Origin of the sequence: Roseofilum reptotaenium CS-1145, assembly GCF_028330985.1 — a bacterium.
Classification (GTDB): Bacteria; Cyanobacteriota; Cyanobacteriia; order Cyanobacteriales; family Desertifilaceae; genus Roseofilum; species Roseofilum reptotaenium.
This window is the reverse complement of the sequence record NZ_JAQMUE010000112.1, coordinates 34629-47430: the sequence shown is the minus strand read 5'-3', so window position 1 is coordinate 47430 and position 12802 is coordinate 34629. Positions and strand designations below refer to the sequence as shown.

The 12802-nt window shown below is 46.2% G+C and carries 12 protein-coding genes; 6 read left to right on the top strand and 6 right to left on the bottom strand.

Translation table 11 applies throughout. The features are described from left to right. Positions 1-100 precede the first annotated feature (100 nt). From PN466_RS24905 to hetL, 4 genes are all read left to right on the top strand, one after another. Positions 101-1138, top strand: a complete 1038-nt coding sequence (locus tag PN466_RS24905) for a rod shape-determining protein (protein WP_271945225.1) — start codon at positions 101-103, stop codon at positions 1136-1138. 5 nt (positions 1139-1143) lie between these two features. Then, positions 1144-1932 (top strand): rod shape-determining protein MreC, encoded by a 789-nt coding sequence (mreC, locus tag PN466_RS24900; RefSeq protein ID WP_271945223.1) that lies wholly within the window; start codon positions 1144-1146, stop codon positions 1930-1932. A 9-nt stretch (positions 1933-1941) separates the two neighbouring features. Further along, positions 1942-2517 (top strand): rod shape-determining protein MreD, encoded by a 576-nt coding sequence (mreD, locus tag PN466_RS24895; RefSeq protein WP_271945221.1) that lies wholly within the window; start codon positions 1942-1944, stop codon positions 2515-2517. Between the two features lie 63 nt (positions 2518-2580). Beyond that, positions 2581-3306: a heterocyst differentiation pentapeptide repeat protein HetL gene (gene hetL / locus PN466_RS24890; RefSeq protein ID WP_271945218.1), complete on the top strand. Its 726-nt coding sequence runs from the start codon at positions 2581-2583 to the stop codon at positions 3304-3306. Between the two features lie 69 nt (positions 3307-3375). On the opposite strand, the gene cheB is transcribed toward hetL, so the two are convergent. From cheB to PN466_RS24865, 5 genes are all read right to left on the bottom strand, one after another. Next, positions 3376-4383, bottom strand: a complete 1008-nt coding sequence (gene cheB, locus PN466_RS24885; protein ID WP_271945215.1) for a chemotaxis-specific protein-glutamate methyltransferase CheB — start codon at positions 4381-4383, stop codon at positions 3376-3378. A 6-nt stretch (positions 4384-4389) separates the two neighbouring features. Continuing rightward, a complete protein-coding gene (locus PN466_RS24880) occupies positions 4390-5508 on the bottom strand; it encodes a tetratricopeptide repeat protein (RefSeq protein ID WP_271945212.1) in 1119 nt (372 codons plus the stop codon). Between the two features lie 22 nt (positions 5509-5530). After that, positions 5531-6406 carry an FkbM family methyltransferase gene (locus tag PN466_RS24875; RefSeq protein ID WP_271945211.1) on the bottom strand — a complete coding sequence of 292 codons (876 nt, stop codon included), beginning with the start codon at positions 6404-6406 and terminating at the stop codon, positions 5531-5533. Positions 6407-6681: 275 nt separating this feature from the next. After that, positions 6682-7503 (bottom strand): ATP-dependent sacrificial sulfur transferase LarE, encoded by an 822-nt coding sequence (gene larE / locus PN466_RS24870; protein ID WP_271945209.1) that lies wholly within the window; start codon positions 7501-7503, stop codon positions 6682-6684. 286 nt (positions 7504-7789) lie between these two features. Next, the gene (locus PN466_RS24865) at positions 7790-9703 is read right to left on the bottom strand and encodes a transketolase C-terminal domain-containing protein (RefSeq protein ID WP_271945207.1); all 1914 of its coding nucleotides are present in this window, start codon (positions 9701-9703) and stop codon (positions 7790-7792) included. A gap of 155 nt (positions 9704-9858) precedes the next feature. Between PN466_RS24865 and PN466_RS24860 the strand changes: the two genes are divergently transcribed. Together PN466_RS24860 and PN466_RS24855 are read left to right on the top strand one after the other, a co-directional pair. After that, positions 9859-10053 carry a heavy-metal-associated domain-containing protein gene (locus tag PN466_RS24860; RefSeq protein ID WP_271945204.1) on the top strand — a complete coding sequence of 65 codons (195 nt, stop codon included), beginning with the start codon at positions 9859-9861 and terminating at the stop codon, positions 10051-10053. Positions 10054-10056: 3 nt separating this feature from the next. Then, positions 10057-10938, top strand: a complete 882-nt coding sequence (locus tag PN466_RS24855; RefSeq protein ID WP_271945201.1) for an ABC transporter permease — start codon at positions 10057-10059, stop codon at positions 10936-10938. Between the two features lie 71 nt (positions 10939-11009). On the opposite strand, the gene PN466_RS24850 is transcribed toward PN466_RS24855, so the two are convergent. Beyond that, a complete protein-coding gene (locus tag PN466_RS24850; protein WP_271945198.1) occupies positions 11010-12707 on the bottom strand; it encodes an NAD+ synthase in 1698 nt (565 codons plus the stop codon). Positions 12708-12802: the final 95 nt, after the last annotated feature.

The window sequence follows — 12802 nt, the reverse complement described above, 5'->3', positions numbered from 1 at the left end:
GACTGGACGGTAACTCAAAAACATAATAGAATCCACGTCAGTTATTATATTTTTACAATTCTAGACATTTGGACATATTGAAGTCGGGAGAGAAAAAAAGGTGGGCGTATTTAGTCGATTTTCAAGAGATATGGGTATCGATCTCGGTACTGCAAATACATTAGTTTATGTATCGGGCAAGGGAATTGTGTTGCAAGAGCCATCGGTGGTGGCGATAGACACGGAAACCAAAGCACCTTTGGCAGTTGGGGATGATGCAAAGAAAATGCTAGGTCGGACTCCAGGAAATGTAACGACATTTCGACCCTTGCGGGATGGAGTCATTGCCGATTTCGACACGGCTGAACTGATGCTTAAGCATTTTATCGAACGGGTGCATGAAGGTAAACAGGGATTGATCCCCCCACGGATGGTAATTGGCATTCCTTCAGGTGTTACCGGGGTAGAGCGTCGAGCGGTGATGGAAGCCGCTTCCCAAGCGGGGGCGCGGGATGTATATTTAATAGATGAACCCGTAGCGGCGGCGATCGGAGCCGGCTTACCGGTGGCTGAACCGACGGGGAATATGATTATTGATATCGGGGGCGGAACCACAGAGGTTGCCGTTTTGAGTTTACAAGGTACGGTAATTAGTGAGTCAGTGCGTGTCGCTGGTGATGAACTGAATGAATCGATTATTCAGTATATGAAAAAAGTCCACAATTTAACCATTGGGGAACGGACTGCCGAAGATATCAAAATTCAAATTGGTTCAGCCTATCCCACCCCAGAGATTGATGAAGGGGCAATGGATGTTCGGGGGTTGCATTTACTGTCAGGTTTGCCCAGAACCGTTAGCATTAAGGCGGGTGAAATTCGCGAGAGTATGTCAGAGCCGTTATCGATGATTATTGATGCGGTAAAGCGGACACTAGAGCGGACTCCTCCAGAATTAGCGGCTGATATTATCGACCGAGGGATTATGTTAGCTGGGGGTGGCGCACTGCTTCAGGGTTTGGATACTCTGGTGAGCCATGAAACGGGAATTGTGACCCATGTGGCAGCAGATCCTTTGAGTTGTGTGGTTTTGGGCACGGGCCGAGTTTTGGAAAACTTTAAGCAGTTAGAACGGGTTTTTAGTGCGCGATCGCGCATGTAAAGTGAATGTATATACGTCAAATTCGTCGCTGGTGGGAAAGACATTGGTTAAACTTAGTGCTGATGGTGGTTGGCCTAGGTTTGGCGGTTTATGTGCGGCAAACTCAAGGTACTTTGGTGTTTGAACTCTATGGCCGTCTGGTAGAACCCTTCCAAGGAAATCCCCCTCAACAAGAACAGTTAGCAACGGCACGGGTGCTGGAGTTAGAAGCGAAAGTGGAAGAACTCGAACAGCAAAATAGCCGATTAAAGCAGTTAATTGACTATCAGGAACAGTCAAATCGGGAAGGGGTGATTGCTCCCATTATTGGCCGCAGTGCGGATCATTGGTGGAAGCAAATTACTCTGGGCCGAGGGAGTTTGGATGGGATTGAGAAGGATTATATTGTTACGGGTACTGGAGGCTTGGTCGGCCGGGTCATTAGTGTCACGGAAAATACCAGTCGAGTGTTACTCTTAAGCGATCCCACTAGTCGGTTAGGGGCAACCATTCGAGTGGGAAAAGACCGCAGTTATATGGGAATCTTGCATGGCAGGGGCCAAAGTAAGGCGGTGATGGAGTTTTTTGATAAGGTTCCGGAAGTGAAACCGGGATACAAGGTGTTTACCTCCCCCTATTCTCCTCGCTTTCAATCGGGTTTATTGGTTGGGATTGTTGAGTCAGTAGATTTGAAAAAAAGTCCTGCTCCAGAGGCACAAGTTCGGTTTTCGGCTCCCATTGGTCATTTAGAGTGGGTCATGGTTTCTGAGGGTAAACCGGCTGTGGATTTGGAGTTGAATGAGTTAAATGAGTAGAAATAGACTGTGGTAAAACAATTGCTCGATCGCCTGGCTTCTTTGGGCCGTTTGGTTAATATTAGCCTAACGGGTTTGTCTATCCTGTTGTGTGCCCTGATTATGTTTACCCGATTACCGGGTATGGAGTTGTTGGGAATTGGGGTAAATTGGGCATTGGTGTGGGTGGTGGTTTGGAGTCTGAAGCGCAATGCTTGGCAAGGGGCGATCGCCGGTTTAGGCTTAGGTTTACTCCAAGATGCCCTCACCTCTCCCTATCCTCTCTTGGAAAATGGGGTGGTTAATGCCTCACCCACTCATATGCTGGGATTGGTTTTAGTCGGATTTTTGACGGGTAAATTCCAAAAAGATCGGTATTTCCAAGAGGATTTTATTTCGGTGGCTCTACTCACCTTCGGGATGACACTGTTGGCGGAGACGGTGATTGCGCTTCAGTTGGTGTTGATTGGCGATCGCGATTTCTCCAGTATTTGGTTAGCTCATCAACAAATTGCTCTATGTTCAGCCATTCTCAGTAGCCTTTGGGCCCCAGTAATTTATGTGCCCATGAATTTGTTTTGGGAGCGCTTCTGGCCGAATAACTAAGAGTTCTGGCGATCAATATCCTATAAGTAGCCATCCTTGGTAGAGTAAAGATTGTTTGCGATCGTGGCAATAGAACAAGGTTGGACAACTGTGGTAAATCTATCTGAACTACTAGAACGGTATAATCGAGGGGATCGCCAATTTCAAGGACTTGACCTCAAAGATATAGAATTAGTCGAGATCGATTTCTCTGATGCTGATTTTTCCGGCACAGATTTCCGACAAGCTCGACTGGGAAAAAGCAACTTTTCTGGCACTAAACTCAATGGGGTCAACCTCAGTGAAGCTTTACTCTGGGGAGCTAACTTAACGCAAGCTAACTTGACGCAAGCTATTTTACGCGATACAGATTTGAGTGGAGCAAAGTTAGACCAAGCCAATTTAACTCGTACTAATCTCATCAAAGCGAGCCTTTGTGGTGCAACGTTGAAAGGAGCTAACCTATCCCAAGCCATTCTGCTCGATGCAGATTTGCGTCCCACTTCTGACCAACCCACAAACTTAGAAGATGTTATCTTCTCAGAAGCTAACTTAAGCTACGCCAATCTCAGCCAAACGATTCTCCACCGAGCGAACTTAGATCGAGCCATTCTCTGTCGTGCCAATTTAGGATTAGGGCGAAGACTGCGAGGGTTTCAAACGGATTTACGAGAAGCGAGTCTGCGCTATGCTGACCTCAGTTATGCGGATTTAACCGGAGCGCTCTTAAGTCATGCGGACTTAACGGGAGCCGATCTCACCGGTACAATTTTGACAGATGTAGATCTTGGGGGAGCGTTGCTTCCATAGCAGGGGGTAAAATTCTCTCTCCAGTTGGTTACTCGCCTTACTCGAATACTGTGTCATGTCTGCATGAACTCATCTAACTATTCCCCATCTCCCCATCCGGGACATGATCCCTTTGGGAATAGCATCTAGGGATAAAACCTCGATCGCCGCCTCTAACTCTATAGCCGCTTTCGGCATTCCGTAAACCACACAACTGTGTCGATCTTGGGCAATGGTGTGCCAACCTTGGCCCTTGAGTAACTGTAATCCTTCTGCCCCATCTCGACCCATTCCAGTCAGTAAGACCGCGATACCTTGATGGGTATAGTGTTGAGCGAGGCTCTTAAAAAATACATCTACAGAAGGACGATAGGGGTTATGGCGGGGATCTCGGGTGTAGGCAAGCGTTAAGTTGGGTTTGAGGTAGAGGTGATCGTTTGTACCAGCAACGAGAACTGTTCCGGAGAGCAGGCGATCGCCGCTCGCTGCTATTCTGACCGGTAAGGGGGTTTGTTGTCGCAACCAGTCTACTAAGCCACTGGAAAATTGGGCATCCACATGCTGAACAATAACAATAGCGCCTCTAAAGTTAACCGGGAGTTGTGAAAGGATCGTGGCTAAGGCTTTCGGCCCACCTGTTGACGCTCCAATGGCTACTAAGGGAGGGGATCGTTTTGGGAGGGAATGGAAGGATTTTGAGGGAGTAGGTTTGAGAAGTTTACCCACTTTAGCGACTTTAGAGAGCAACCGATCAGCACTATTGGGGGTTACGCCACTCAAAACCGGTCGATCAACTGCATCGATCGCCCCCTGTTCTATGGCAGCATAAACTTGAGCCACCTTTTGTTTAGCATTTGCAGTCACGATGAGAATGGCACAGGGGGACTGTTTCATAATTTGCCGGGTTGCTTCTACACCATTGATCGCCGGCAAATCCAGATCCATTAAGATTAAATCCGGCCGGTTTTGATGGCATTTAACCACTGCTTCTGCTCCATCCGATGCTGTCCAAATCACTTGGTAGTCAGCCACACCCTCTAACATCCGTTGCAGCGTAGCCGTGGCGATCGCCCCATGATGAGCAATTGCAATTCTCATGAATATTTAATCTGCTTTACGGCAGAATACTAAGCCACTGTACAGGGCAAAAGCGCGATCCCAGGTGGTTTCTGTTTCTGCTCTACGGAAAATATCAATATAGGGGCGAATCTCCGCAAACAAATCTCTTGGATCTGCCACTACTTTAGCTTCCTGTAAGACGGTTTCCGCAAAAGGGGTAAAATCTGACCAAAGGGGAGTCTGGGGCAGATATTGAATCATCACTTGAATTAAGCTATTCCATTGAAGACGGGTACTCAGTTGAGAGCGAGGAGTATCTGGGGGAATAATCCCTACACTATGATGAAAGTCAAAGGAGCGATCGCAAAACCGTAGTACACAATTTCTCTGGGGAAGATGTAAATCACACAGATAAACATAATCCTGAGTGCGCTCCACCCTCTCCTGTTTTCCGCTCACTAACATCACCACTGATTCAAAAACAGGTAACTTTCCCTCCACCCGTTGTGCCACTTCTGACCATTCAAAACTCAACGTTCCCAACTGATTGGATTCATCATGGCACATTATACTAACCGTTTTTCCCAGTTCCGAAATCGACTGCACCCGAAACACCCGGATCTGCTCAATTTTCTCTAAATTCACCCAAAACGCCGGAATTCCCACCTCTCGCAATTCTTGACCATAAATCCCCAATTCGCCTATATTCCCCGTGCGATGCAAACGCCAAAACCGTCCAGGGAGTTGCCGTTGGGCACTATAAGAGTCCAGGTTCATGATCCGCGAAAATTCTTTGGCTGCTGCTTTACGCGCTTCTCCAATGACGGGTTCAATAATTAATAGGCCAGGTTTGGCTTGGTTCGGATCTTTGCTGACTCTGGCGATCGCCTGTTGTCGTTGTTGCTGTTCCTGAGCTTCTTTTTGGCTTTGCAGTCGTTGCAGTCCAGAGCGAGCTTGAGCAACAATTTTCGGATGTTCTGCTTGCTGTAATAATTGCCGATAAATGGATTCAGCTAAGTCCAGTTTCCTTTTTTCCTCATATAATCGTCCCGCATACAGTCGTCCCCAGGGATTTCGGGGTTCTTTTTGCAAGAAATTCTTCAGCAAGTTTTGGGCTGTACGATAGTCTTTCCGTTTAAAGGCTTTAGCAATTTGGTCAAGCATAGCGATCGGGGGAACTGCTGTATTAGGAATTTGCTATTTTTTCAAACTCTGCCACTAGTCTAGCAGGAACTATAAAAATCATTTTAGTTCGGTACTTCTTCGGCTGTTCTTGAATTCTCATCAATTGAGGCTTAGATTGATGATTCTCCTTGCTTTTTGGCTTCACGAATGCATAACACGAAAAGCCAATAGATTCAATGAAATTTAGTAGTTTTGTATTGGGGTAAGCCTCAGATAAAACCAAGGGTTGATCTCGGGAAAGCAGTTTTTTTGCGCCTAATAAAATCTCAAAATCTGCGCCTTCAGCATCTGTCTTAATTCCGGCAACTTTTACTGAAGGAAACTCAGTCATAAAATTTTCTAAAGTGTTAACTTTGACCGTCATTTTTTCAACTTCATCTTCTATCTTAGTTCTCACCAGTGAATTCAGTTCAGGCATGGCTTTCAAAGAAATTTCCATGGTTCCCACTTCAGAGTACAGTGCCTCTTTCACAATGTGACAATTTTGAAACTGTGAAATATTATCTTCTAGAATTTTAATGACTCTTGGATCGGGTTCAAAGGCATAAACTTCACGCGATAGTGGAGCTGCAAGCAAACTGTAGTATCCAATATTTGCACCGACATCAATAAATATTTTTTCCCGATCTAAAAACTGAGTTAATAAAGCTTCTGATCCCCAATCCAACTTCTCTCTTTTGAGGAAAAGCTCTGTACCAAACCGACTTCCAAAAGGTAATATCATTTCCACATTGTTGAATAAAACCATTTTTTGATTGAGTTTGAGGATCTTATGGAATCCACGCAATCCATAACGGTATAAAAAGTTTGAATAGCCAATTTCTTGCGCTAGTCTAAAGAAATAGTTAAATTTCCAGGAAAGAATGGAGACGATCATGATTGCCTTAACTTACGAATAAGGATATTAATAATTTCTATTCTATCCATCTTTTTCTACTTTCCAAGATCGGGAGAAGTTTTTCTGATGACAGTTAACGACACTCCCATCAAGAATCAGAGTGCAACCACAGTTGTTCGGAAAATAGAGAAAGATATAGCTGAGAAAGGAGAGTTAGGAAATTTTCTATTGCCTCTTGCCTCAAACCATAGCCTCACTATCCTAATCAACTCTTTCACTGCTATAGATTTTTTTGTTTGTGTTTAACGTTTTAGCTAAATCTTCGTGACTTCCCCCAATACGCGATTGAGTTTGCCGCTGACATAGCCTTCTAAGTCGAGGGTGACATAGAGAAAACCAAAATCTTGAAACTGTTTCACCAATTCCGGTAAATGGGTGGAGAGAACAAAGGATTGAATCTGTTCTGGGGGGAGTTCAATTCTGGCACTTTCCCCTTCCGAGCGTACCCGAACTTGGGTTAAGCCGAGTTGCCGTAAATAGCGCTCGGCTCGTCCTACCCGTTGTAATTTAGAGAGGGTAATTTCTTCGCCGTAGGGAAAGCGAGAACTCAGACAAGGTTGAGCCGGTTTATCCCACCAGGGAAGTTGCAGATATTTGGAGAGTTCTCGTACTTCAGCTTTGGTTACGCCAACTTCGGCTAATGGAGATCGCGCTCCTCGCTCTTTTGCGGCTTGAATTCCGGGGCGATAATCCTGTAAATCATCTCCATTCACCCCATCAATAACATACGGATAACCCCAGGCTTCGGCTAGGGGTTTTAGAGTATCGTGGAGTTCACTTTTACAGAAATAGCAACGATTGATCGGATTCGACGTATAGTTAGGATTGTCCATTTCGTGGGTTTGGACAATTTTATGGGTAATCCCGATCGCCGCCGCCTGCACCTTAGCCTCCTCTAGATCTTCCGGCAACAGAGACGGGGATTCAGCCGTTATTGCTAGGGCGCGATCGCCCAGGCGATCGTAGGCAATTTTTGCCACCAATGTACTATCAATCCCCCCAGAATAGGCAATCAGCGCCCGATCCATTTGAGTAAATAGGGTCTGTAGACGGTTGAGTTTCTCCGTAATATCCATGTTCTGTTTAGTTTACCCTTGGTCGATATACTGGTTTTCACTCTCTACGATCTCTAGAATAACGGATGATTTCCCCTTAGAGGAGAAAGTGCCCTGACAGGAGTAGGGGGAAACCTTCTCACCTGCAACTATACCTTCTGTTACTCTCTCACTTCAATATGGAGGCTCCTTAGATGAAAACTAAAACTATTTCTAATGCATGATCGGAAAAAATAAACTCAATTAATGTGTCGAGAAACCGGGTTTCTTGCAGAAACCCGATTTCTATGCCCATTGGCGATCAGAATTAACCGACTAACGCCTTCACCTTATCCATAATGCCAACGGGGTCAATGCCTTGATAGGGGAACTGTTCCCACAGTCCACCGCATCCTTCCTTATGCACACCCAAATAAGCAAATTTCGGTGTTAATCCCCGCTCCAGTAACCAGGAACCAAACCGGCTACCTAAACCCGTTTTGCGGTTAAAGGATTCAACCACCAAGACAAAGGGAGCATTTCCGACCTTGGTCATCATCTCTTCATCGATTACATTGAGGGTGGATTTATTAATTAAACCCACATCAATACCGTCTTGCTTCAACCGCTCAACTGCATCTAGAGCGCGATAGAGACCATCCCCAAAGCTGACAATATAACCGGCAGTTCCTTCGCGAATCACTTCATCTTTGCCAGGGGTAAAGGTATAGCCTTCACCATAGAGTTCCTTACCTTCACTATCGAGTAAGAAGGGCACTTTAGAACGAGTGGAGAAAATAAACCGCAGTCCCGGTTGAGGGAAAACTGCTTCCACGCAAGCCTTCATTTGTCCGGCATCGGCTGGGAAATAAACCCTGGTTTCATAGCCATCATCTAACCCATTATCGGCAAACAGATTATTGATGCCGAAGTGACAGGTATTGTCTGCCATGTCATCAATTCCCGCATGGGAGAAATGACAGAGGAGATTAGAATAGTTGAGGCGAGCCATGGTAATTTCGGAGATGCACATCTCTAGAAAGGCGCTGAAGGTAGCAAAAATCCCTTGCTTGCCTTTCTCCATGCCAAACCCAGCAGCCGCAGAGAGGTTCCCCCGCTCCATAATGCCGCCACTGACAAAGATCTCTGGATGAGCTGCATGGATTTTGTTTAAGCCACAGGAGCCTTCTAAGTCGCTATCAACGCAGAGAACATTTTGCTTGCGCTCCTCTTCACTCATGCGTCCGAGGATGGCAACTACAGATTCTCCAAAGACATTCCGGTTCGAGCCAACTTTGTCACTAGAACCGAGGAAGGTATAGCTTTGTGAAGGTTTTTCAATAGCCTTGAGGTATTCAACAGCGGCGGTATGACCCCGTTGTTCTAAATATTGCAGTGCCAATTTTAAGGAAATGACATCATGACCGTGATTCGATCCTTCGAGTCCTTCGATACCAGGACACATGGGACGCTTGTTAATCACTGCAACAGGGCCAGGAGTATTGATAGCTTCGCAGAGACGACCGTAGAGGTCATCAATGTCTTCTCCATTGCCTTCGAGAATTTTCACGCCATGACCGGCAAGGGTTTGGGCAACGTTAAATCCGGGTAAATACTTAGATGGATTGCCGGCAATGGTGACATCGTTATCATCAATAATCAGTTTGACATTGATGTATTGGGCGACGGCTAGCCGGGCAGCTTCTGCGTCGTTTCCTTCTTGCTGGGAACCATCGGAACCGAGACAGAAGACTGTTTTGCCAGGGTTGGCTAGGGCAACTCCATTAACGTAGGGCCACATATGACCTAAACGTCCAGAACTAAATTTTACACCGGGAGTTAAACCGAGTTCGGGGTGTCCGGGGAGGTGGTGATGGGCTTCGCGATAGTGGAGCAGTTTTTCCGCTGGCATGTCTCCATTAAGGACGGACATGAGGTACTGGGTTCCGACACGGTGTCCAGCTTCATCGAAGAAGATGGGGACAAATTTATCAGGCGCTCCCCGGAAGAAGGCATCGAGAATCATGACTTCAGGTACGGTATCGTAAGGTCCACCTGTGTGTCCGCCGACACCTTTGGCTGCACCGGTTGCGGTGAAGAAGATGAGGGTATCGCGACAGAGTTGAATGTTGTATTTGAGGGCTTCCCGTTGTTCGTCGGTGAGTTGGGGTTGGCTGGGGTCGAGGGTGAGAGCTTTGTAGCTATTGATATCAATAGCGAAGTTGTCGGCAATAATGGTCATAAGGATTTTTTTAGTTGAATTGAATTAAGGGCCAGTCGGACACTAGAGTACCAGGAAAGGGGATGGGGGGATAGGGGGATGGGGCGATCGGGAGATTGCTTGGTAGCGCGGGGGATGACACAATACTAGGGTTGAGTAATGTAAGGGTTAAATTTATGAAGTTGGAGTTTAAGGTTCCGTCAATGGTTTGCGAGGGTTGTGTGGATACAGTGAAGAAGGCGATCGCCAAAACAGACAGTAGCGCCCAAGTGAATATTGTCTTGGAAACGAAAGCGGTGACGGTGGAAACAGGATCGTCAGAGCAGGAGATCCATGGCGCAATTACGGCGGCTGGCCATACGGTAGCTTAAATTATGGCTTCTGTTAAGTCTGGATGGTTTTCTCGGTTGGTGGGGCGATCGCCGAATCTTTCGATGCGGTTAATGGCGATCGGGACGATCATTACCCTATTTTTCCTGATTGTTGCCTTATTTGCCCCGGTTTTCCAGGCTTGGGGATGGTTGCAAGATCCCACAGAAGCGCTGATGAACCCGCCCCAAGCACCACCTTCTGGCCAATATTGGTTTGGTACAACCCGGTTGGGCTATGATGTGTTTTCTCGTACTTTGTTTGGAGCGCAAGCGGCTTGGAAAGTGGTGATTTTAGCCACGCTCCTGAGTATTATGGTGGGCGTTCCTCTGGGGTTGGTGAGTGGTTATAAGGGGGGGAAGTTCGATCGCGTCGTCTTATTCGCCATGGATACCCTTTATACGTTGCCGGGCTTGTTGTTGTCAATTACGTTAGCGTTTGTGGTGGGACGAGGAATTTTGAATGCGGCGATCGCCCTCAGTATTGCCTATGTCCCCCAATATTATCGTGTCGTTCGCAACGACACGATCAGCGTCAAAACGGAACTCTATGTGGAAGCAGCGCAAGCCATGGGAGCTTCGACTTGGCGCATTTTAACCCGCTATTTATTTCTCAATGTGATTCAAAGCGTGCCCGTATTATTTACCCTCAATGGAGCCGATGCGATCATGACATTAGGGGGTTTAGGATTTCTCGGTTTAGGGTTACCTGAAGACATTCCGGAATGGGGACACGATCTCAGATTAGCCCTAGAAGTTCTACCCACAGGTATTTGGTGGACTGCCCTTTTTCCTGGCATGGCGATGACGTTGATGGTGGTGGGGTTATCCTTAGTGGGTGAAGGATTGAATGAGTGGGTGAACCCGAAGTTACGCAATCAGACGTGAATAGCTTTTGGGGATTTTGAGTCACGTTCTGGATCATGTCTTAAAACCTCTGATCGTGCTTTCCGTCTTTCTTATTCTTTACTCGTTAGACTGGGAATACCTTTGGCGGCGATCGGCATTCGCCATCCTGTACCGAAGGCTCTGGAGGTGATTTTCAAGCCAGGAGGCGCTTGGCGACGCTTAAATTCAGCCCGTTTGACCAAGTGTAACACTTTATTGATGATGGCTGGATCGTGACCTGCCTCGGCGATCGCCTCCGGGGATTGATGATCGTGGATGAGACGCTGGAGAATATCATCGAGGGTATCGTAATCGGGGAGAGAATCCTGATCGCATTGATTGGGTTTGAGTTCGGCACTGGGGGGTTTAACTAAGATATGTTCGGGGATAAGTTCTTTTCCTGAGTGCTGGTTGAGCCAACGAGAGAGGCTATAAACGCGGGTTTTGGGAACATCGGCGATCGCCGCTAAACCGCCGTCCATATCTCCGTAGAGTGTGCAATATCCGACCGCCATCTCCGATTTATTACCGGTAGAGAGAAGCAGATGACCAAATTTATTGGCGATCGCCATTAACAGGTTTCCCCGAATGCGAGATTGGATATTTTCTTCCGCTACACCGGGTTTTGTTTGAGCAAATAGGGGTTCAAGGGTGCGATCGAAACCGCTCATTAAGTCCCCAATGGCAAGGGTTTGGGTTTGAATACCGAGGTTTTGAGCCAATTGCAGAGCATCCGTAATCGAGTGTTCTGAGCTATACGGGGAAGGCATGAGGACACCGAGAACTTCAGACGGACCGATCGCTTCTGCGGCGATCGCTGCGACTAAAGCAGAATCAATTCCTCCACTTAATCCCAACACAATTTGACCAAACCCACATTTACGAGCATAGTCCTGAACTCCTAATACCAATGCTGACCAAATCTCCAAGTTTTCATCCTCAGAAAGAGGTTGAGAATCGCCCAGCAAATCCTGCTGTTTTTGATCGAAAGTGAGGACTTGAAAATCAGACTTAAATCCTTGTAACTGAGCCACAACTTTTCCTGTTTTATTGACCGCCAAACTATGACCATCAAAAATCAAATCATCATTACCACCGACCTGATTCACATAAAGAATCGGGACTTGATATCGACTGGCGCTATAGCTTAACATCGAGCGTCTTAACCCTGGCTTATTTAAGCTATATGGGGAGGCAGATAGATTAACAACAATATCCACATTTTTATCCATTAAATCCGCCAAAGGATTAATGGGATAAGACCGCTTTCCCCAAAATTGTTCATCATTCCATAAATCCTCACAAATGGTGACTCCAATCCTCAGATTGACTCGATCCGTCTGTATGACTAACACTTGACTTTCATGGCCCGCTTCAAAGTAACGGTCTTCATCAAAGACATCATAGGTTGGTAGCAATCGTTTATGAAATTCAGCTAAAATTTCTCCGTTGTAGAGAGCTACAACACTATTAAATAATTCTTTTCCTCCTTGTTTAGTTGCGGCTACATTTCGGGTTACTGTCCCCACACAAACTATCAAATTTTGTGGGATTTTCTGAGCTAAATCTTCGATTAAGTGATTCATTTTATCAACGAAAACTGGATAATTTAACAAATCACGGGGAGGGTAACCACAAAGAGATAATTCAGGCGTGAGCAAGACTAGAGCGCCCTGAGCAGCAGCAATTTCTGCTGATTTGAGGATCATTTGGGCATTTTTTTCTAAATCACCAATCGTGGGATTGAGTTGAGCGATAGCAATTTTCATAACTTATAGCGCTTTGCGCTGGTAATGGGGAATTGGGTACAAAGAAACCCTAGTTGTCACCATATCCTGAAGACAAGAAAATAGGATTTAATTTA

Coding starts and splice junctions, on each gene's coding strand:
- PN466_RS24875 (WP_271945211.1), bottom strand. CDS start 6,406: ATGATCGTCTCCATTCTTTCCTGGAAATTTAACTATTTCTTTAGACTA.
- mreC (WP_271945223.1), top strand. CDS start 1,144: ATGTATATACGTCAAATTCGTCGCTGGTGGGAAAGACATTGGTTAAAC.
- PN466_RS24865 (WP_271945207.1), bottom strand. CDS start 9,703: ATGACCATTATTGCCGACAACTTCGCTATTGATATCAATAGCTACAAA.
- larE (WP_271945209.1), bottom strand. CDS start 7,503: ATGGATATTACGGAGAAACTCAACCGTCTACAGACCCTATTTACTCAA.
- PN466_RS24855 (WP_271945201.1), top strand. CDS start 10,057: ATGGCTTCTGTTAAGTCTGGATGGTTTTCTCGGTTGGTGGGGCGATCG.
- cheB (WP_271945215.1), bottom strand. CDS start 4,383: ATGAGAATTGCAATTGCTCATCATGGGGCGATCGCCACGGCTACGCTG.
- PN466_RS24850 (WP_271945198.1), bottom strand. CDS start 12,707: ATGAAAATTGCTATCGCTCAACTCAATCCCACGATTGGTGATTTAGAA.
- PN466_RS24880 (WP_271945212.1), bottom strand. CDS start 5,508: ATGCTTGACCAAATTGCTAAAGCCTTTAAACGGAAAGACTATCGTACA.
- PN466_RS24860 (WP_271945204.1), top strand. CDS start 9,859: ATGAAGTTGGAGTTTAAGGTTCCGTCAATGGTTTGCGAGGGTTGTGTG.